Below are 21265 nucleotides of genomic sequence, written 5' to 3' on the forward strand. Positions count from 1 at the left end.
ATAATCTATAGACTAAAGATTCTTTTGAAATTTGAATCAAAATACCATCTTGATAGATTTTTCTTGATTAAGTTGTCATAATATAAGTGTGGAGTATAATTTTAATCACCTAATATTTCTTGATATAATCTGTAATTCTCATCATCAAAGCATATAAAAATTACAGTCTTTAGATGATGGTTTTCTGATTCTAGAAAAGATCTTACAGAGTTAATAGCAATATTAGCCGCTTCTTTTTTTGGAAACTTGTAAACACCTGTGCTTATATTGGGAAAAGCGATAGAAGTTACTTGTAGATTTTTTGCGATACTCAATGAATTGTAGTAGCAATTTGTAAGAAGTTGGTTGTTCTTATTATTTTCTTTACTCCAAACAGGACCAACTGTGTGAATAACATACTTTGCTGGTAACAAACCTGCTGTGGTATAAACCGCCTCTCCAGTTTTGCATCCGCCTTGTCTATTTCTTATAGCTTTACATTCTTCCAAAATTTGGCTGCCACCTTTTCGGTGAATAGCCCCATCTACCCCACCGCCCCCTAAAAGAGACGAATTTGCGGCATTTACTATGGCATCAACTTCTATGGTTGTAATATCTCCTTTTATTAACTCTATAGTTGTGTTTTTAATTTTCATGTTGTTTCAATTACAATTATTCCAACTCCAACTGATTATTCAATTTATTAATAGTCTCTACAAAATTTTTGTCGAATGTAATTTTTGAACTATCACTCTTAGCTAAATTTATTAAAGTCTTTCCAATTTCTACTAACTGTCTCATTTTTGGTGTTTGGGGAGACCATATCATACCCGTCTTAAGTCCGTAATCCCATGCGAAAAAATGATAATTAATCCCATCACGTCCATCTATCTCATTTTCCGGATACTTTGTTTGCTTAATAGCTTTAAGAAATAAAGATTTTATTAATTGAACAGATGCAGAATCAATTTCAGTTTTATATTCTTTTACTTTTACTTCTTCGTTATTTTTGTTAGAATCTATCATCTTTTCACAAATAGGATAGATTAAATAAAAATTGCCGTCTTTATTGTCTTTTTGAATATCCAATACATTTTTAGGGGTAAAAGATGGCATAACTATAAACCGTATTTCGGGTCTATCTGATAAGCCATTGAACAGAATCGTTCTTATATTTGAATAATAGTCAAACTGACGATCAGATATGCTATAAATGTCATTACCGGGAGTTAAATGGTCGTAATAGCTATAACCTTGAGCCTTAACTAATATGGGTATGAGAATAAACAATAGTAAAAATCTAAATTTCATAGTATTTGAATTGTTTAGTTGTTCATACAAAATTACTTAATACTATCCTATATAAACGAAAAAAGCAATATAGAATTTTATCCATATTGCTTTTTATAGGTGAAAAGGTCAGTGACCTTTAATTTTCGTAAGCTTCAGCATGAACTGTTTTTACGGCACGTCCTGATGGATCTATTCTGTTTTTGAATGAAGCATCCCATTCCAATGCAACTGCGCTACTACAAGCTACCGAAGGAACGGAAGGCACTGTACTTGCTGCCGATGCGGAAGGAAAATGTTCTTCAAACATAGTACGATACCAATATTCTTCTTTAGACATAGGGGGATTAATTGGGAATCGTTCTGCTGCTTTTTCCATTTGCTTGTCAGTTACTTTTTTACTGGCAACTTCACGTAAAGTATCAATCCAATTGTAGCCAACACCATCCGAGAATTGTTCTTTTTGTCTCCAGGTTACACTTTCGGGCAAATATCCTTCGAATGCTTTACGTAGAGCATATTTTTCCATCTTTTCGTTTCCACATATTTTATCCTGTGGATTCATCCGCATGGCAATATCCATAAATTCTTTATCAAGAAAAGGTACACGCCCTTCAACTCCCCAGGCAGCTAATGTTTTGTTAGCGCGGAGACAGTCGTATAGGTGTAGTTTATCTAACTTGCGAACAGTTTCTTCGTGTAATGCTTTAGCATTGGGTGCTTTATGAAAATATAAATATCCTCCGAATATTTCGTCTGATCCTTCACCCGATAATACCATTTTTACTCCCATAGATTTAATAAAACGGGCAAGCAGGTACATCGGAGTCGATGCACGAACGGTTGTTACGTCATACGTTTCGATATGATAAATAACATCACTTAGTGCATCCATTGCTTCTTCTACGGTGAAGTGTATTTCGTGATGTACGGTTCCTATATAATCTGCTACTTTTTGGGCTGCAATTAAATCGGGTGCACCTTCTAAACCAATAGCAAAAGAGTGCAATTGTGGCCACCAAGCTTCGGTCTCATTGTTATTTTCGATACGTCTGGCTGCAAATTTCTTAGCAACAGCAGATATAATAGATGAATCTAATCCTCCTGAAAGTAATACTCCATAAGGTACATCCGACATTAATTGACGATGAACAGCATCCTCAAGTCCTTTTTTAAGAACTTCTAAGTCTGTGTCATTGTCCTTTACATTGTCATACTCCATCCAATCACGTTTATACCATTGCTTAAGCTCTCCATCGCGACTATCATAATAATAACCTGCCGGAAATTCTTTAATATTAGGACATATACCTTCTAAAGCTTTTAGCTCGCTGGCTACATAAAATTGCCCAAAGTCATCATATCCCATATATAAAGGTATGATGCCCATGTGATCACGACCAATCAGATATGAATTATTATCAATATCATAAAGAGCAAAAGCATAAATACCATTGAGTTCATCAAATAGTGCTACACCTTTTTCTTGATATAAAGCCAGTAGAACTTCACAATCTGAATTAGACTGAAATTCATATTTGCCCTTAAATCTATTTCGTATATTTTGATGATTGTATATTTCACCGTTTACAGCTAATACAAGATTCTTATCTTTATTATATAATGGTTGACCACCTGACTTAATATCAACGATAGAAAGTCTTTCGTGTACTAATATTGCTTTTTCGCCACAATAGATCCCAGACCAGTCTGGACCACGATGACGAATACGTTTTGCCATTTTTAGTACCTGAGAACGTAGATTAGTTAAATCTTGCGTTAAATCAAATGCTCCTACAAATCCACACATGTTATTAATTTAGATTTTTTAGTCGAAATTCCGACAAATATATGTTATTTTATTTTACAATTATGCTTTTTAGTAGAATAAAAACACTTAAATGCTGTAAATAGTTCTCAAAAAGTAAATTATGCGCTCTTTAATTCTATTGTTTTGTTAAAATTTGAATTTTTGACTAAAAAAACAATTTAAAAGTAACAAAATATATTATATTTGCAGATATTATTGTCGTTTTAGTCTTTTAGGTGGGCTAAAAAGAAAATATTGATTCACTTATCTTATATCAACTAAGTAATATGCAAAACTTATCATTAGTAGAGCAAAACGGGTTATACGACCCCACATATGAACACGATGCTTGTGGTGTTGGTTTAATTCTGCATCTTAAAGGTGTAAAATCACACGCCATTGTAGAAAATGGTTTACAAGTATTGGAAAATATGACGCACCGTGGAGCTGAGAGTGCCGATAGCAAAACTGGTGATGGTGCAGGTATTATGCTACAAATACCACATGAATTTATTCTTCTTCAAGGTATTCCCGTTCCCGAAAAAGGACATTATGGTGCTGGGCTTGTATTTCTTCCTAAGGATGAGATTGAAGCAGAGATCTATATGATTACCCTGTCGGATCTTATTGAGAGAGACGGATTAAGTCTTTTAGCAGTAAGAGATGTACCTGTGGATAGTGATATTTTGGGCGAAACATCAAAAGCCAGTGAGCCGACTATCAAACAGATATTTGTTACCGGAGAAGGTTTGTCCCAAGATCAATTGGAACTGAAACTCTATTTGCTAAGAAAAAAGATAGAGAAAGTCATTCTGAGTTCTACAATCAAAGACAAACGTAATTCTTATATTGTCAGCTTATCAACTAAGAGGATTATATATAAAGGGATGCTTACCTCTCTTCAATTGAGACACTATTTCCCCGATTTGTTAAATCCCAATTTTACAAGTGGAATAGCTTTAGTGCACTCACGTTTTAGTACTAATACATTTCCTACTTGGGATTTGGCTCAACCATTTAGATTGGTTGGTCATAATGGTGAAATAAATACCATCAGAGGTAACCGCCTATGGATGGAAGCACGTGAGAGTGTTGTTAAATCCGATTCTTTTGGAGATATGAAAGAAATATGGCCTATCGTACAACATGGTATGAGCGATAGTGCTTCGTTTGACAATGTGCTCGAGTTTCTAGTGATGTCGGGTAAATCATTACCTCATGCTTTGGCGATGATGATTCCTGAATCTTGGAATTTCAAGAACCCTATATCATCCGATCTTAAAGCATTCTATGAATATCACAGTATATTTATGGAACCTTGGGATGGTCCTGCAACGATATTGTTTTCGGATGGACGTTATGCAGGAGGTTTGTTAGATAGAAACGGACTTCGCCCAGCACGTTACCTTATCACTCACAACGATATAATGGTAGTAGCTTCCGAAACGGGAGTTCTTCCTTTTGAACCTTCCGAAATAAAGGAAAAAGGACGTTTAAAACCGGGTAAAATGTTGATGGTAGATACTCAGGAAGGAACTATCCAATATGACCCCGAATTAAAAGAAAGCCTAGCGAAAGCTTATCCATACAGAGATTGGTTAAATAAAAATAGAATTTCCTTAGATGATATTTCTTCAGGAAGAAGTATTAAATACTCCTTGGATAATTATTCTCAACATCTCAAAGTTTTCGGATATTACAAAGAAGATATTGAGAAGGTTATCACCCCGATGGCTGTTGATGGTAAAGAGCCGATAGCATCTATGGGTAATGATGCCCCTGTTGCAGTGTTGTCGAGCAAACGTTACCGTTTATTTACTTACTTCCGTCAGCTCTTTGCACAGGTAACCAATCCTCCAATTGATCCGATTCGTGAAGAGTTGGTCATGTCATTATCAGGATATATAGGATCGCTTCATAAAAATATATTAGAGCCTATGCCCGAACATTGCAAGATGGTTGGCTTGTCGCATCCTATTATTACTAATCGTGAGCTTGATCTTTTAGTACATATCGAATACAAAGGCTTCAAGGCTGAAACCCTATCATTATTATTCAATCCGAAAGATGGAGCAGCAGGCTTAGAAAAAGCTATCGAAGATTTATGTTTGAAAGCTGAAAAAGCAGTAGATAAAGGTAGTAACTATATCATTATTTCGGATAGAGGTATTGACGAAAATCATGTGGCTATACCTTCATTGTTGGCTGTATCTGCGGTTCATCATTATTTGATAGATCGACGTAAACGTATGCAGATTGATATTGTAGTAGAATCTGCCGAACCTCGTGAAGTGATGCACTTCGCTCTATTGTTTGGATATGGTGCAAATGCAGTCAATCCTTATTTAGCATTTGCAGTTCTCGAAGACTTGGTGAAAAACGGAACGATTCAGCTAGATTTCCATACAGCAGAAAAGAACTATATTAAGTCTATCGACAAAGGACTGTTGAAGACTCTTTCTAAAATGGGTATCTCTACATTGAAGAGTTATCTGGGAGCTCAACTGTTTGAGGCAATAGGAATTAGTTCCAGTGTTATAAATAAATACTTCAAGGGTACAACTTCTAAAATTGAAGGTATAGACTTGAAAGATATTGCAACTGATACGATTGAAGCTCATAACGAAGCGTATGAAGTTGATTATATTGACAGTTCGTTAATTAATCAAGGAATATATGCTTGGAGACGTGATGGCGAAGATCATGCTTGGAATCCCGAAACGATAACTAAATTACAATTAGCTACACGTTTGGGTAGTTATAAGAAATTCAAAGAGTATACAGAGTCAATTGATAAGAAAGAAGAAAAACTATTCTTACGTGATTTCTTAGATTTTGATACAAATAATCCGATCAGCATTGACGAAGTAGAACCGGTTTCCGAAATAACAAAACGTTTTGTAACGGGAGCTATGTCTTTCGGATCAATCAGCCGTGAAGCTCACGAGGCAATGGCGATTGCGATGAATGCTATTGGAGGAAAAAGCAATACAGGTGAAGGTGGAGAACTACCCGAACGTTTTGCTACAAATGCCCGATCGGCGATCAAGCAAGTTGCCTCAGGTCGTTTTGGGGTAACTACCGAATATTTAGTAAATGCAGATGAAATTCAAATAAAAATAGCTCAGGGAGCTAAGCCCGGAGAAGGTGGTCAGTTACCTGGATTTAAGGTTGATAAAGTGATTGCTAAAACACGTCATTCTATTCCTGGAATTTCGTTGATCTCTCCTCCCCCACATCACGATATTTATTCGATTGAAGATTTAGCACAGCTGATTTTTGATTTGAAAAATGTCAATCCACAAGCTATTGTAAGTGTGAAACTGGTATCTGAAAGTGGTGTTGGAACTATTGCTGCCGGAGTAGCAAAAGCAAAAGCTGATCTTATATTGATCAGTGGATGCGAAGGTGGTACAGGAGCAAGTCCTGTGAGTTCAATCAAACATGCAGGTTTACCTTTGGAAATCGGATTAGCCGAAGTTCAACAAACACTTGTAATCAATGATTTGCGTGGACAAATACGTTTGCAAACCGATGGACAATTAAAAACAGGTCATGACATTATAGTTGCCTCTATGCTTGGAGCAGAAGAATTTGGGTTTGCTACAAGTGCGTTGATAGTTCTAGGTTGTATAATGATGCGTAAATGTCACATCAATACTTGCCCTGTAGGTGTTGCTACTCAAGATGAAGAACTGAGAAAGAAATTTATCGGAAAAAGTGAGTACTTGATTAACTATTTCAGCTTTTTAGCACAAGAGGTGCGCGAGCATTTAGCTGCTCTAGGATTTACTTCTTTAGATCAGGTTGTCGGACGTACTGACTTGCTGAAATATGTGAAAGATAATTCCAGCAGTAAACTAAGTAAATTAGATTTGTCTCGCATCATCTATTCTCCCGAAGCTGCTAAAGTAAATGCTGTAAGACAAGTAAAAGGACAGGATCATAAGTTACATGAAGTAATGGATGTTGAATTGATAAAAACTTCACGTCCTGCCATTGAAAAAGCTATGCCGGTAGAATTGTCTCGTTCTATAAAAAATACAGATAGAGCTGTTGGATCTATGCTTTCGGGTGAAATAGCAAAACGCTATGGCAATGACGGATTACCAACTGATACTATCCAATGTACCTTCAAAGGATCAGCCGGACAGAGCTTTGGAGCATTTCTTTCTCATGGGGTGACCTTCAAATTAGAAGGTGATGCTAATGATTATGTTGGTAAAGGTCTTTCGGGTGGTAAATTAGTGATTGTTCCCCCTGCTACATCAACTTATAAACCTCAGGATAATATTATTGCTGGCAATACATTGTTATACGGAGCAACAGGAGGTGAAGTATATATCAACGGACAGGTTGGCGAACGTTTCTGTGTAAGAAATAGTGGTGCAATAGCTATTGTTGAAGGAGCAGGCGATCACTGTTGCGAATATATGACAGGCGGACGTACTGTAGTCTTAGGGAAAACGGGTCGTAATTTTGCCGCAGGTATGAGTGGAGGAATCGCCTATGTATATAATGTAGACGGAGACTTCGATTTCTTCTGTAATATGGAAATGGTAGAACTTTCTTTAATTGAAGATAGCACCGACAATAAAGAACTGCATCAACTAATTTCTCAACATTATAAATATACCAAAAGCCCCTTAGCGAAGAGTATTCTTGAAAACTGGAATGAAGAAGTGAATAAGTTCATTAAAATTATGCCTATAGAGTATAAGAAAGTTCTTCAAGAAGAAAAAATGGAGGCTTTGAAAAAGAAAATTGCAAACGTAGAATTTGATTATTAATAACGAGGAACAATGGGAAATCCAAAAGCATTTTTAACAGTAAAAAGAAAAGAAGCAGGATACCGTCCTCGTCAAGAACGTATCCTCGATTTCGGAGAAGTAGAACAGACTTTAAACTCAGAAGACAGACAACAGCAAGCATCACGTTGTATGGACTGTGGTATACCTTTTTGTCAATGGGGGTGTCCTCTCGGAAATAAAATGCCCGAATGGCAAGACTACATATACAAAGGTAACTGGCGTTTAGCAGCAGAAGTATTGATGCAAACAAATGATTTTCCTGAGTTTACAGGACGTATTTGTCCCGCTCCATGTGAGAAAACTTGTGTTTTGTCTTTGCATAAATCTCCGGTAACTATCCGTGAGAATGAAGCATCAGCTTTAGAGCATGCTTTTCAGGAAGGATATATCAAACCTTTTATACCAAAGGTAAGAACAGGAAAGAAAGTGGCAGTTATAGGTTCGGGTCCTTCAGGAATGGCAGTTGCGAATCAATTGAACCGAATGGGACATGAAGTCACTGTTTATGAAAAAAGTAGTCGTATAGGTGGTTTACTTCGTTTCGGTATTCCCGATTTCAAGTTGAACAAAAATATCATTGATCGTCGTCTTGAGTTAATGGAAGCCGAAGGTATTAAATTTGTAACCAATACTGAAGTCGGAATAGATATCAAAGGAAAAGATTTGGTGAAAAATAATGATGCTATTTGTGTAGCCATTGGTTCACAAGTTCCTCGTGATTTACCCGTTGAAGGCAGAGGGCTTAAAGGAGTTTACTATGCGATGGAATATCTGACAATGAAAAACAGATTGGTTGCAAAAGAAGAAGTTTCTGCTGATAAAATTATAAATACGGAAGGTAAAAATGTATTGGTAATTGGTGGCGGTGATACTGGATCGGATTGTATTGGTACAGCCAATCGTCAAAAGGCGGCTAATATTTTGCAGATCGAGATTATGCCTAAACCTCCAACATTGGATGAATTGGAAAATAGTTGGCCTATGCCATTTCCCGGAGTATTGAAAACGAGTTCATCACACCTCGAAGGTTGTGAGCGCCGTTGGTCTATGAACACCAAACGATTCATTGGAGAAAATGGTATCTTAACAGGTGTGGAACTTGTAGAGATAGCTTGGGAGAAAGACGAAGCAGGAAAAATGGTTATGAAAGAAGTCGGAGAACCCGAAATATTGAAAATTGATTATGTTTTCCTTGCATTAGGCTTTATTCATCCGATACAAGATGGTCTTTTAGCAGAACTTGGTGTAAAAGTAGATGATGTTCGTAAGAATATTACCACAGATGTAAATCGGTTGACAAATGTTTCGAAAGTATTTGCAGCAGGTGACTGTGTTAGTGGACAATCTTTGGTTGTTACAAGTATTGCCTCGGGACGTAGAACTGCAAAACATATCAATGACTTTCTGAAAACAAAATAAGTTTGTAAGTATACAGATTTTGTTAAACGCAAAGTCGCAAAGATGCAAAGTTTTTTTCTTTGTTATTTGAAGATTACAAGCAAGAAAATAGCGTCTTTGCGACTTTGCGTTTAATATATAAAACTTTATCGTCTTTTACGAGCCATATCTAGACGTAAAAATATAAATAAAAGAATTGTAAAAGCTAATAATGATGATCCTCCATAGCTGAAAAATGGCAAGGGAATACCAATCACCGGCAGTAATCCAATAACCATACCTACATTAATCGTTAAATGAAATAAGAATATGCATCCGACACCATATCCATAGACTCGTCCGAATGTGTTCTTTTGTCTTTCAGCCAGAAAAAACACCCTTATAATAAGTGCTGATAATCCTAATAATACTAAGACAGATCCTACAAATCCTTGCTCCTCTCCTACTGTGCAAAATATAAAATCAGTATCCTGTTCGGGTACATATTTTAGTTTGGTTTGTGTTCCATTCAAGAAACCTTTACCCAAAGCACCACCCGATCCTATTGCTATTTTTGATTGATTGACGTTATATCCGGCTCCCATCAAATCATCTTCCATACCTAAAGATACTTTGATTCGTATTTGTTGATGAGATTGTAATACATCAGTAAATACATAGTTGACAGAACTGACATAGCCGATACTGCCTATAGCAAAAAGAGCTAAGAACAGATAGGTTTTAGACCATTCGCGGGCTGCAGTAATCAGCAAGTATATAACAACAGCGCTTATAGCAGTAATGGAGATAATACCCCAATTTACATAAATGTCAAAAAGAGAAATTACGTAGCAGATACCTCCATATATGGCTGCGCCTAATAGTATATAGGATGCTGTTCTGTAGTCTTTCCGAAAATTGATAGTAAGAATAGCGGTTACTACAATAATAAAGAGAATAGATATGCATTCTCCCATGGTGAGAGCGCCCATATCAATATCTGAATATTTTAACCCGAGAATAAATAGGACAACTGCACAAACTCCCGAGAACAAAACCATTCCGGGCAATCCTTCTCTATATAAAACCAATATGAAAGCTGTAAAAACAAGAGCTGAACCTGTCTCTTTCTGCATCATAATAAGAATCATTGGCAATATTATCATTATAGCCAATATCAACAGATTCTTTATTGTAAGCAGTTTAAAATTATAGCTATTCATAAATCTGGCGATAGCCAATCCAACTGCAAATTTTGTAAATTCAGCAGGCTGTAAGCGTATTGAATCAGTTATAACCAGCCAAGATCGAGACCCTTTTATATCGGGTGCAATAATTATTGTGACTATTAATAAAACGATAAAAAATGCATATATAAAGTAAGCCAGAATATCATACAGATTATTGTCCAATTTGAGCAGTACAAAACCAACTATAATTGATATTCCCATCCATACAAGCTGCATACCTGCACGACCCGAAAAATCAAATAGACTAGTTACATGGTCGTAATCGTAGCTTGCACCATAGATGCTAAGCCAGCCGCCAATTATTAATAGAAAATATAAAACTATTATAAACCAGTCGACACTTCCTGTAATATGATCGTCTTCTTTTTTTAGCATGTATAATTTAAATCTATTCTGAGATTTTTATTCTTCAATTATTGTTTCACCTTCAGTTGTAGTTTGAGTCGCAATATCGTTTCTTCGTTGCTCCCAACTGTTCAAAACATTAGGCAGGATTATAGCATTTGCCATATTATCCTCCAGATATTTCTCAGAAGCAGGTATTTCTCCTTTCAAGTATTTTTGAACCATCAATCTTGCAATGGGCACAGCAAACCGAGCTCCAAAGCCTGCATTTTCAACCAGTACCGAGATGGCAACCTGAGGTTTGTCTACAGGAGCAAATCCCATAAACCAAGAGTGGTCGCGACCATGTGGATTTTCAGCAGTACCGGTTTTTCCTGCTACTGCAATTTCCGGAAGAAGATTTATACCATAACAAGTACCTCCGGTTACAGCATTTGCCATCCCTTGGGCTATAGTGTTATAGTATGCCTCCTTTACTCCTGTATACCTTCTATCGGTGTATGTTTTATCTAAAGGCATATCTTGAATTTGTCTCACCACATGAGGTGTGTAAAAGAATCCTCTGTTGGCAATTGTAGCTCCCAGGTTTGCAACCTGTAATGGAGTGGCCAAAATCTCACCTTGTCCTATAGCTATCGAGATTACATTTTGAGCATACCATTTTTCTGTTTTGAAAGCTTTTGTATAGAACTGACTATTGGGAATAAGCCCTCTTTTTTCAGAAGGCAGATCTACTCCCAGTTTATAACCAAATCCCATAGATACCAAATAATCTTTCCAGATATCAAAAGCTTCTCTGATATTTGCATATTTCTTTCGGTTGCTAAGCATAGCATTTAAACCATAACAAAAATAAGAATTACAAGACGTTGCTATTGCAGGAACTAATGATAATGGCGATCCATGTCCGTGACATCTGGGCCTTCCTCCACCCGGAGGATACCCTCCGGCACAGGAATAAGCTGTTTCGGGTGTAATAATACCCTCTTCCAGAAATATTAAACCTTGAGTGGTCTTGAATGTAGATCCCGGAGGATATGTACCTTGAGTTGCTCTGTTGAATAGAGGTTTTGATGGATTCTGTTCAAGCGATTTATAATTATTTCCAAATTCACGTCCTAACAAAATAGCCGGGTCATAAGTCGGAGAAGTAACCAGACATAAGATTTCACCGGTAGAAGGCTCAATCATTACTATACTTCCAATCTTATTTTGCATCAGGTATTCGCCATATGCTTGTAGTTCTATATCTATAGCCAGCTTAAGATTTTTGCCCGATACGGGATTTACGTCATGTTTACCGTTTTCGTATTTTCCTTTTATTCTTCCATGTGCATCACGAAGAAGAATCTCTACCCCTTTTTGACCTCTTAATATATTTTCATAGGATGTTTCTATACCTGATTTTCCGGCATAATCACCTCTAACGTAATAAGGGTCTTCTGCCAGAGCCGTTTTATTTACTTCGGCAACATAGCCTAATACTTGAGCTGCATTCACAAAATTATATTGACGTAGAGCTCTGTTCTGAATATAAAATCCGGGGAATTTATATAATTTTTCTTGAAAAAGACCATACTCACGAACGGTGAGCTGAGTCATAAGTGTTTGTAAGGTATAAGAAGAATAACCGGGATTAAGCCTTCGGTCTTTAACGTCACTTATTTTCTTTTCTAACTGATCTCTGGTAAGTCCTAAAATATGACAGAAGTCGAGAGTATCAAAAGGTTCTACTTCCCGTGGGATATATACAATATCATAGGTCGGCTGATTATAGACTAAAAGACGATCTTTACGGTCTGATATAGTTCCCCTTGCAGGGTACAGTGTCTTTTTAAAGAAAGCGTTACTATCTGCCGAATATTTGTATTCGTGTTGAATAATCTGTAGATTGAATAACTGGCAGATCAATACAATGACAATAATTACGGTTATCGCCAGAATTGTATAATATCTTTTTTCCGAGTGTAAATTATTATCCTTACTCATGCCCTTTTTCTTTTGACTGAGAATCCTTCAATGGCATAAATTAAAATAGATGTAAGAAGTGTAGAGCTTAAAACTCTCAACATTATTGTGAAGAAATTAAGATATGAAAATGAGCTGATTGAGATAAGTGCCAGATGATGAATAAAAACAATTACAATCGTATATTTTACAAAGGCAAGTCCCAAGTTGGGTATGCTTGGTATAAAGTGCTCAAAATCTTCTCTTGCAAAAAATAAACCCTGAACCGGTCGACGCATAAAGGCGGCAAGAACAGCCGCAGCAGCATTTTGTCCGAGCGTATTACAAAATATATCAATAGAAAAACCTAATAAGAATGCCATAATTAAAACAAAATTACGGTTGGTTCCAATGGGCATTTTTATAATGAAATATATATATAGAAAAGGTGTAGCATACCCCAAAAAAGAGATATGGTTAAGTACTAATACTTGAAGAAGAACAAGTATAATAAATGAAATCAATTGCTTCAGCCAATTACCTGCCATTCGTTGTAATTTCTTTTTCTAATTGTATGAGTTCTTCGCGATCGTTGTTTTTTATGATCAACACATCCTTTAAAGAACTAAAATCAGTAGATAACCGTATTTTCAAAGTCAGGAAGTTATCATCACTTTGACTTTTTGAATCTTCCACAACACCCACAATAATTCCTTCCGGAAATATACCTGAATTTCCACTTGTAATAATAGTATCACCAACCGCAAATTTTTCAAAACGAGGGAATCCTTCAAGATTTGTATATCGGTAATCAATTCCATCCCAAACCAATGTTCCCGGATTATTAGAACCTTTTACTTTACAATTTAAACTTGTTTTAGGATTTATGACAGTTTGAATAACAGAGTAGTTTGGAGATACTGCTCTCACAATACCTACTATACCTTGCTGAGATATTACCCCCATTTCATTATGTATACCTTCGTTACTTCCTTTGTTAATTGTAATATAATTCTCGATCTGAGAAATACTGTTATTTATGACTCTGGAAATAATAAATTCGAAGTGTCTGGTGGGAATTGAATCTACTATTATAGATTGAGTTTTCAGACTATCAGATTCTTTGTCATGTATACGGTTTTCGAGTTGCAGAACTTTATTCTGTAGCTCGGCATTTCTTAATAACAAATCCTGATTGGTCTCTTTTAAACCAAAATAAGATGTTATCTTACCTGATATAGCATAAACTCTTCCAACAATTTCGTTCGAAGAGTTTAGGTATACACTCCTTTGAAAAGAGTTATATTGGAATATAAAATAAAAACACAAGATTTCGAGGAGTATGAATAGAAACCACGAACTGTTTTTTATTAAAAAAGCTATTAAGTTGCGCATGTATACGTATCAGAATGACACATTGTTTTACCAGTTGTTAGCAAACAAGTTCACAAGCCTTGAATTTTGTTTACTTGTTAACTTGTCACTATTTTTATACCTACCAAAGCAATAATAAGGTCTTGGATCTTATCTCATTAAGAAATTAAATTTCTCGATATTGTTTAGTGCTATTCCTGTACCTTTTGCTACAGCATGAAGGGGGTCTTCTGCTACATGAAAAGGAATACCTATTTTGTCTGAGAAACGTTTGCTTAAACCTCTTAACAAAGCGCCACCACCTGTAACGTATATTCCATTTTTTACAATGTCAGCATACAATTCGGGAGGAGTTTGCTCTAAAGCACTTAAGATCGCAGAGTCCATTTTAGATATAGACTTATCTAAGCAATGTGCCATTTCCTGATAGGAAATAGGAATATCCATTGGTAAAGAAGTCATTCTATTCGGTCCGTGTACAATAAAATCTTCAGGCTCTTCATTTTCGGCAAGCTCTGTCAATGCAGACCCTACAGCAATTTTGATGCCTTCAGCTGTACGTTCTCCAACTTTAATATTGTGTTGGCGACTCATATATTCCTGAATATCTTCAGTTAAATCATCACCTGCAATTTTAATCGATTTATTAGATACAATACCGCCCAGCGATATAACTGCAATTTCAGTAGTTCCACCGCCTATATCAACAATCATATTTCCTTCGGGGGCTTCAACATCTAATCCGATACCTAATGCAGCTGCCATTGGCTCATAGATCATATATACATCACGTCCTCCGGCATGTTCGGCAGAGTCACGAATCGCGCGGATTTCGACCTCTGTACTTCCTGACGGAATACAAACTACAATACGTAATGATGGAGAGAATAAACGATTTTTATTATCAATCATTTTTATCATTCCTCTGATCATATGCTCTGCAGCCGTAAAGTCTGCAATAACACCATCTCTCAATGGGCGAATTGTGCGAATATTTTCATGGGTTTTTCCATGCATTTGACGGGCTTTGTCTCCCACGGCAATAACCTTATCGGTTTTGCGCTCGAGAGCCACCACTGAAGGTTCGTCTACAACGATCTTTCCGTCCTTAATGATGATGGTGTTGGCTGTTCCAAGATCCATCGCTATTTCTTGTGTAAAAGAGAATAATCCCATCTTGTTCTTTTCTTTAAACTAATACATTTAATAATTAAGTAAAAGTAAATTCTACTGCTTGATTTTCAAAGTTTAATTAATAATTGTACTTATCTCATCAGAGCAATAAAATGGTCTGAGACCTTAATGTTTGAAGTGACGGACACCTGTCATTACCATCGAAATATTGTTTTCGTTACAATATTCAACAGACAGATCGTCTTTTACAGAGCCTCCAGGTTGTATAACAGCTGTTATACCTGCATTGCCAGCAATTTCGACACAATCGGGAAATGGAAAGAATGCATCTGATGCCATCACAGCACCTTGCAAACTAAACCCGAATGTATGAGATTTCTCTATAGCCTGTTTTAGTGCATCAACTCTTGACGTTTGTCCTGTGCCGCTCGCCAATAATTGCTTGTCTTTTACCAAAATAATCGCATTTGATTTAGTATGCTTCACAAGTTTGTTTGCAAATAATAAATCATCTAGTTCTGTACCTTCTAATTGACGGCGAGTAACTAAAGTCAAATCTTCCTTATTCTGTATACTAAGATCTCTATCTTGAACTAACACTCCATTTAAAAGAGAACGGAACTGAGATGTTTCTGTTATCTCTCCCTTTTGTACAAGTATTATACGATTTTTCTTTTGAGTCAGTATTTCTAAAGCTTCTGCATCGTATGCAGGTGCTATAATGATTTCAAAAAATATTGTGTTAATTGCTTCTGCAGCTTCTTTATCTATTTTGGTATTAGATACTATAATACCTCCAAAAGCAGAAACCGGATCGGCAGCTAAAGCAGTATTCCAAGCTTCTAATACTGTTGCTTTTGAAGCTATACCGCATGCATTATTATGCTTTAATATGGCAACTGTAGTTTCGCTAAATTCACTGATTAAAGATACGGATGCATCTATATCAAGCAGGTTATTGTACGAAATCTCACGACCATGTAATTGCTCGAATAAGCTTTCAAAATCGCCGTAGAAAGATCCTTTTTGGTGAGGATTTTCTCCATAGCGAAGATGTTTTACTTTGTTTTCGGCTTTACGGAATGCTGTACATTCATCTTTATCCATGTAGTTGAAGATGGCTGCATCGTATTCCGAAGATACTCCAAAAGCTTCTTTGGCAAACCACTTGCGATCATCTATTTCCGACGATCCTTGTTTGTTGTCTAACAAAGCGGAAAGAGCACTGTATTGTCCTTTAGATGGCACAATTACAACGTCTTTGAAGTTTTTAGCAGCAGCTCTGATTAAAGAAATACCACCTATATCTATCTTTTCGATGATGTCTTTTTCTTCAGCACCCGAATTTACAGTTTCCTGAAATGGATATAAATCTACAATTACAAGATCAATCTCGGTAATGTCATAAGCTTTGGTTTGCTTAGCATCTTCCGGTAGCTCTCTCCTACTTAATATTCCTCCAAAAATTTTTGGATGAAGTGTTTTAACCCGACCTCCCAATATAGAAGGATATCCTGTTATGTTTTCAACTGCTTGGCAAGGAAAGCCCAGTGATTCGATAAATTCACGGGTTCCTCCGGTTGAAATAAACGAAACTCCTAAAGAGTTCAACTTTTTCAGTATTTCATCTAATCCATCTTTATGATAGACAGAGACTAATGCGGTTTTAATTTTTTTAGTAGAAGACATAGAACTAATAGTGTAACTTTTTTGGTTCACAAAGGTATAAAATCTATCTCATATACTTCTGATAAGCAATGAAAGATTTTAGAAATTTTACAATCGTTTATAAATAAAATGCTCTTATAGCAAAATGTTGCTATAAGAGCTTATATCTGAAGTTGGACAGGTAAAAAAGAGATATTAAATTTCTTTTACTTCCCAGCCTAATGCACTGGCACCTAATACTGCTGCGTCGCTCTCTTTAAGTTCAGACATCAACAGTTTTACTTTGTTCTTGAAGATAGGTAATAAGTTATCTTCCATATGTGTTTTTACAGGGTCAAAAATCAGACTGCCTGCTTTGGTAAGACCTCCAAACAGGATTATAGCTTCGGGGCTGGAGAATGCAATGAAATCAGCAAAAGCTTCACCTAGAAGCTGTCCTGTGTATTCAAATATTTCTTTAGCTAAAGCATCACCTTGTTGTGCAGCTTCTGCAACATCTTTAGAGGTTATCTCATCGATGCTTATGTTACGAAGTAAACTTGGGTCTTGACGTGTTGACAAGAATTCTTTTGCAGTACGGGCTACACCTGTTGCAGATGTATATGTTTCAAGACAACCTTTTCTTCCACAACCGCACATACGTCCGTTGGTACGGCGAATAGTTGTGTGGCCTAGTTCTCCGGCGAAACCATCGTGACCGTAAACTAATTGTCCGTTAACAACAATACCACTACCGACACCTGTACCCAGTGTGATTACAATAAAATCTTTCATTCCACGTGCAGCACCATAGGTCATTTCCCCAATAGCAGCGGCATTTGCATCGTTTGTCAAAGCAACGGGTACTTTAATACGATCTGTAAGCATTTGTGCCAATGGAATCATTCCTTTCCAAGGTAAATTAGGAGCAAATTCGATACAACCAGTAAAGAAGTTACCATTAGGAGCTCCTACACCTACACCTTTGATGTTGGCAGAACCACCTACTTGATCCATCACTTCTTGTAAAGCGATAGCTAAATTGTTAACATATTCGTTGATTTCTTTATGAACTGCTGTCTTTATAGAGCCTTGAGCTATAATATGACCTCTTTTGTCTACAACTCCAAAGACAGTGTTAGTACCACCGATATCAATACCAATTGCATATGGTTTTTCCATGATAAAACTTAATATATTTAATTCAACAATGACTAGTTTCTTCTTATTAGTATACAAATATAAATTATTATTCCTTATAAATAATCATTTGATATTGTAGAATTACGCATCTTTTAATGTTGCTTATTCATTAAAATATAAACTTAGCACCTTTTTTGCTGCTGCAAAAGAACTTATTTGTGAACTGAGAACCTGTTGTTCGTACACTTTCAATTCGGATTGTACTTTAGAGTTATTATAAAATCTGGATTTTAATTGCTCATTAATTGTTTCGTACATCCAGAATTTCGATTGTTCGTTGCGGCGATGTGCAAAATATCCGTTTTGGGTAGTGAATGTCATATAATCGGCAATCATATCCCAAATTTCTTTGATTCCGTATTCGTAATAGCCTGAATATAATAAAACTTTGGGTTCCCATCCCGATTCGGGCATAGGAAATAAATGTAGGGCGTTTTTAAAGTGTGCCTGAGCCAATTTTGCCTTGTCAATATTATCACCATCCGCTTTGTTGATGATAATGCCGTCAGCCATTTCCATAATACCTCTTTTAATACCTTGAAGTTCGTCTCCTGTTCCTGCAAGTTGTATCAATAAGAAAAAGTCGACCATAGAGTGTACTGCTGTTTCGGACTGTCCAACTCCTACAGTTTCTATTATTATACGGTTAAAACCGGCAGCTTCGCAAAGTATTATTATTTCTCGTGTTTTACGTGCAACTCCACCTAAAGAACCTGCTGAAGGAGAAGGGCGGATAAAAGCATTATTGGCAACGCTTAGGCGTTCCATGCGGGTCTTGTCTCCAAGAATACTTCCTTTGCTTAATTCGCTGGATGGGTCAATAGCCAATACGGCTAGTTTGACATCTGTATCTTTTAATAAATGCATACCAAAAGCATCGATAGATGTACTTTTTCCTGCTCCCGGTACTCCTGTTAGACCGATTCTTACAGAGTTACCCGAATGAGGCAAACATTTTTCTATGATTTCCTGAGCAATTATCTGATGCTCCAATTTAGAGCTCTCGACAAGAGTTACTGCCTGACTAAGTATCGATATATTACCTTCGAGGATGCCGTCTACATATTCATCTACCGAGTATGTTTTCTTTTTGAAACGACTAAAATCTTTCAGGTAAGGATTTACTGTAGGTTTGTCTGATGTTCCTTCATTTACTTGCAATGTGTGAAAATGCTCGTCATTTTCGGGATGTTCATGTTCCATCATACTTCATTTTTTATCTTTATATACGTAAAGATATAACAAAAAAGAAAGACTAAATAAGATTCAGTTGTAAAACATACTCTTATTTAATCTTTCCTTTAATTTATCAGTCACAAATTATTTGCGAGGCAATACTTCTCCTTTAATAGTTAAAGTATATACATTGTCTGGTTCATTTGTGAAAATAGTTATTTTCTTATCGAAACTTCCAATTCTTCCAATTGTAGAATAAGATATTTTGATTGTTCCTGTTTTTCCGGGTAATACAGGATCCTTGGTATAAGAAGGTGTAGTACATCCACAACTGGTTCTTATATCTTGAATGATTAGAGGTTTTTTTCCCGTATTCGTAAATTGAAACTCACAGCTAACCGAACCAACCTCTTCTGCAACTTTGCCAAAATCATGTACTAATGTTGCAAATTTAGCATCGCCTGTTTGTTGTTTATTTTGCTGAGCCGATATTAAACCGATACTCAAAATCATTGCCAATAGAATAAAACTAATTTTTTTCATTGTTACCAACTTTATGTTAATTTGTCAAAGTTATAAATTATCCAGTAATCAGATGTGAATTTAACAATCATTTATATTTCTTTTTTATACACTTCTGAATATATAGTATCTCTTATTGTTTCAAAAGTAGCAGGAAAGCCTAAGTCGCGATAGGTAATAGTCAACATCGGAATAGGTTCATACCCATGTTCATAAGGAGGCTGTTCATAAGGTAAATCCCAAATCTGAAAACCTTGTTTTTCATAGAATTTAACACGTCTGCTTGCCATTTCTGAGGCTCCCGGCAATTCTATTTCACCCACTAAAGGTAAGTCCGTTTGTTGGATGAGTTTTTCGACGGCTTTTTTTCCATATCCCCCACTTCTTTGTTCTGAACTGATCGCAAAATGATCTAAGAATATAAACGTATCAAGCATCCAATATGTTACAAAACCAATTCGAATATTATCTTCTGTTTCCAATAAATACATATTGAATCGCTCTTCTGTTTCCAGTAATTGGTGCATTTGCAATATAGGTCGTCTCTCGTAACGAGGAAAACTTTCAATATATAGCTTCTCTATAAATTCTAAATCCGATTTATTATCAAGAGTTACTTTTTTTAATATCATTTTCTATTCTTATTTATATTTGTGCGAATAAAGAACTAGTCATAATCTTTGCTCTTTTTTATAGAGTCTGATTTTAAGAGTGTGATGAGATCATAACTTCCTTCATCGATCCGTCATCACATTTTATGATTCGTCCATGAAATTTCTGAACGATTGCATAATTATGGGTCGACATTATAACAGTTGTCCCTTTTTCTGAAATTTCATGTAATAACTTTACAATCTGTGTTCCGGTTTCAGGGTCTAAGTTTCCGGTAGGCTCATCCGCCAGAATTAATGCAGGAGAATTAAGCAATGCACGTGCTATAACAATACGTTGTTGCTCTCCCCCTGATAGTTCATGAGGCATTTTGTACCCCTTATTTTGCATACCCACCTGAGTTAGCACTTCACGAATTCGGTTGTCTATGGCATCTTGGCTGTCCCATCCGGTTGCTTTAAGAACGAACTCCAAATTCTTTTCTGCAGATCTGTCTATTAATAATTGAAAGTCTTGGAATACAATACCAATCTTTCGTCTTAAAAAAGGAATCTGATTTCTTTTAATATCATTCAGACAATAATCTAAAATATAGGCGGTTCCACCATCATCTATCAGAACTTCGCAATAAAGACTTTTCAGAAAAGTACTTTTACCCGATCCTACTTTTCCGATCAGATATACGAAATCTCCTTCTGATATTTGCAGATTTAAGTCTTGCAGTATCGAATTACCATCTCTACTAAGACCTACTCCTTTGTAATCTACAATGATTTCACCCATGGCTA

At 36.2% G+C, this 21265-nt stretch carries 16 protein-coding genes; 2 read left to right on the forward strand and 14 right to left on the reverse strand.

Annotated elements, in window-relative coordinates:
- Nucleotides 1-101 precede the first annotated feature (101 nt).
- The 3 genes from CLV62_RS09365 to asnB all read right to left on the reverse strand — a co-directional run bounded on the left by CLV62_RS09365 (nucleotide 102) and on the right by asnB (nucleotide 3079).
- Nucleotides 102-635: an O-acetyl-ADP-ribose deacetylase gene (locus CLV62_RS09365; RefSeq protein WP_110310522.1), complete on the reverse strand. Its 534-nt coding sequence runs from the start codon at nucleotides 633-635 to the stop codon at nucleotides 102-104.
- Between the two features lie 16 nt (nucleotides 636-651).
- Entirely contained in the window at nucleotides 652-1290 is a 639-nt protein-coding gene (locus tag CLV62_RS09370; protein ID WP_110310523.1) for a hypothetical protein, read from the reverse strand.
- A 118-nt stretch (nucleotides 1291-1408) separates the two neighbouring features.
- Nucleotides 1409-3079 carry an asparagine synthase B gene (gene asnB, locus CLV62_RS09375; RefSeq protein WP_110310524.1) on the reverse strand — a complete coding sequence of 557 codons (1671 nt, stop codon included), beginning with the start codon at nucleotides 3077-3079 and terminating at the stop codon, nucleotides 1409-1411.
- Nucleotides 3080-3366: 287 nt separating this feature from the next.
- Here asnB and gltB point away from each other — a divergent pair, with 287 nt between their 5' ends.
- Both gltB and CLV62_RS09385 read left to right on the forward strand, forming a co-directional pair.
- Nucleotides 3367-7869 carry a glutamate synthase large subunit gene (gene gltB / locus CLV62_RS09380; RefSeq protein WP_110310525.1) on the forward strand — a complete coding sequence of 1501 codons (4503 nt, stop codon included), beginning with the start codon at nucleotides 3367-3369 and terminating at the stop codon, nucleotides 7867-7869.
- A gap of 12 nt (nucleotides 7870-7881) precedes the next feature.
- Nucleotides 7882-9309 (forward strand): glutamate synthase subunit beta, encoded by a 1428-nt coding sequence (locus tag CLV62_RS09385; protein ID WP_110310526.1) that lies wholly within the window; start codon nucleotides 7882-7884, stop codon nucleotides 9307-9309.
- A 125-nt stretch (nucleotides 9310-9434) separates the two neighbouring features.
- Here CLV62_RS09385 and rodA read toward each other — a convergent pair whose 3' ends face one another.
- From rodA to CLV62_RS09440, 11 genes are all read right to left on the reverse strand, one after another.
- The gene (gene rodA, locus CLV62_RS09390) at nucleotides 9435-10892 is read right to left on the reverse strand and encodes a rod shape-determining protein RodA (RefSeq protein WP_110310527.1); all 1458 of its coding nucleotides are present in this window, start codon (nucleotides 10890-10892) and stop codon (nucleotides 9435-9437) included.
- Nucleotides 10893-10919: 27 nt separating this feature from the next.
- On the reverse strand, nucleotides 10920-12851 hold the full coding sequence (gene mrdA, locus CLV62_RS09395; protein WP_110310528.1) for a penicillin-binding protein 2: 1932 nt from the start codon (nucleotides 12849-12851) through the stop codon (nucleotides 10920-10922).
- Entirely contained in the window at nucleotides 12848-13357 is a 510-nt protein-coding gene (mreD, locus tag CLV62_RS09400) for a rod shape-determining protein MreD (protein ID WP_110310529.1), read from the reverse strand. Before mreD ends, mrdA begins: the two co-directional genes overlap by 4 nt.
- On the reverse strand, nucleotides 13347-14204 hold the full coding sequence (gene mreC / locus CLV62_RS09405; RefSeq protein WP_110310530.1) for a rod shape-determining protein MreC: 858 nt from the start codon (nucleotides 14202-14204) through the stop codon (nucleotides 13347-13349). Before mreC ends, mreD begins: the two co-directional genes overlap by 11 nt.
- A gap of 129 nt (nucleotides 14205-14333) precedes the next feature.
- Nucleotides 14334-15359, reverse strand: coding sequence for a rod shape-determining protein (locus tag CLV62_RS09410; RefSeq protein WP_050709631.1), 1026 nt, complete (start codon nucleotides 15357-15359; stop codon nucleotides 14334-14336).
- A gap of 123 nt (nucleotides 15360-15482) precedes the next feature.
- Nucleotides 15483-17006 (reverse strand): bifunctional phosphoribosylaminoimidazolecarboxamide formyltransferase/IMP cyclohydrolase, encoded by a 1524-nt coding sequence (gene purH / locus CLV62_RS09415; protein ID WP_110310531.1) that lies wholly within the window; start codon nucleotides 17004-17006, stop codon nucleotides 15483-15485.
- A gap of 174 nt (nucleotides 17007-17180) precedes the next feature.
- Nucleotides 17181-18146, reverse strand: coding sequence for an ROK family protein (locus CLV62_RS09420; protein ID WP_110310532.1), 966 nt, complete (start codon nucleotides 18144-18146; stop codon nucleotides 17181-17183).
- Nucleotides 18147-18269: 123 nt separating this feature from the next.
- Entirely contained in the window at nucleotides 18270-19370 is a 1101-nt protein-coding gene (gene meaB, locus CLV62_RS09425) for a methylmalonyl Co-A mutase-associated GTPase MeaB (RefSeq protein ID WP_110310608.1), read from the reverse strand.
- Nucleotides 19371-19487: 117 nt separating this feature from the next.
- Nucleotides 19488-19886 carry a DUF1573 domain-containing protein gene (locus CLV62_RS09430; protein WP_110310533.1) on the reverse strand — a complete coding sequence of 133 codons (399 nt, stop codon included), beginning with the start codon at nucleotides 19884-19886 and terminating at the stop codon, nucleotides 19488-19490.
- A 71-nt stretch (nucleotides 19887-19957) separates the two neighbouring features.
- A complete protein-coding gene (locus CLV62_RS09435) occupies nucleotides 19958-20497 on the reverse strand; it encodes a GNAT family N-acetyltransferase (protein WP_110310534.1) in 540 nt (179 codons plus the stop codon).
- Between the two features lie 73 nt (nucleotides 20498-20570).
- Entirely contained in the window at nucleotides 20571-21260 is a 690-nt protein-coding gene (locus CLV62_RS09440) for a cell division ATP-binding protein FtsE (protein ID WP_110310535.1), read from the reverse strand.
- Between the last annotated feature and the right edge of the window lie 5 nt (nucleotides 21261-21265).

It is taken from the genome of Indolivaga alginatilytica, assembly GCF_003201355.1.
GTDB lineage: Bacteria > Bacteroidota > Bacteroidia > Bacteroidales > Dysgonomonadaceae > Dysgonomonas_A > Dysgonomonas_A alginatilytica.

Coding starts and splice junctions, on each gene's coding strand:
- mreD (WP_110310529.1), bottom strand. CDS start 13,357: ATGGCAGGTAATTGGCTGAAGCAATTGATTTCATTTATTATACTTGTT.
- CLV62_RS09430 (WP_110310533.1), bottom strand. CDS start 19,886: ATGAAAAAAATTAGTTTTATTCTATTGGCAATGATTTTGAGTATCGGT.
- mreC (WP_110310530.1), bottom strand. CDS start 14,204: ATGCGCAACTTAATAGCTTTTTTAATAAAAAACAGTTCGTGGTTTCTA.
- CLV62_RS09365 (WP_110310522.1), bottom strand. CDS start 635: ATGAAAATTAAAAACACAACTATAGAGTTAATAAAAGGAGATATTACA.
- gltB (WP_110310525.1), top strand. CDS start 3,367: ATGCAAAACTTATCATTAGTAGAGCAAAACGGGTTATACGACCCCACA.
- CLV62_RS09435 (WP_110310534.1), bottom strand. CDS start 20,497: ATGATATTAAAAAAAGTAACTCTTGATAATAAATCGGATTTAGAATTT.
- purH (WP_110310531.1), bottom strand. CDS start 17,006: ATGTCTTCTACTAAAAAAATTAAAACCGCATTAGTCTCTGTCTATCAT.
- CLV62_RS09410 (WP_050709631.1), bottom strand. CDS start 15,359: ATGGGATTATTCTCTTTTACACAAGAAATAGCGATGGATCTTGGAACA.
- CLV62_RS09420 (WP_110310532.1), bottom strand. CDS start 18,146: ATGGAAAAACCATATGCAATTGGTATTGATATCGGTGGTACTAACACT.
- CLV62_RS09385 (WP_110310526.1), top strand. CDS start 7,882: ATGGGAAATCCAAAAGCATTTTTAACAGTAAAAAGAAAAGAAGCAGGA.
- meaB (WP_110310608.1), bottom strand. CDS start 19,370: ATGGAACATGAACATCCCGAAAATGACGAGCATTTTCACACATTGCAA.
- asnB (WP_110310524.1), bottom strand. CDS start 3,079: ATGTGTGGATTTGTAGGAGCATTTGATTTAACGCAAGATTTAACTAAT.
- CLV62_RS09440 (WP_110310535.1), bottom strand. CDS start 21,260: ATGGGTGAAATCATTGTAGATTACAAAGGAGTAGGTCTTAGTAGAGAT.
- rodA (WP_110310527.1), bottom strand. CDS start 10,892: ATGCTAAAAAAAGAAGACGATCATATTACAGGAAGTGTCGACTGGTTT.
- mrdA (WP_110310528.1), bottom strand. CDS start 12,851: ATGAGTAAGGATAATAATTTACACTCGGAAAAAAGATATTATACAATT.
- CLV62_RS09370 (WP_110310523.1), bottom strand. CDS start 1,290: ATGAAATTTAGATTTTTACTATTGTTTATTCTCATACCCATATTAGTT.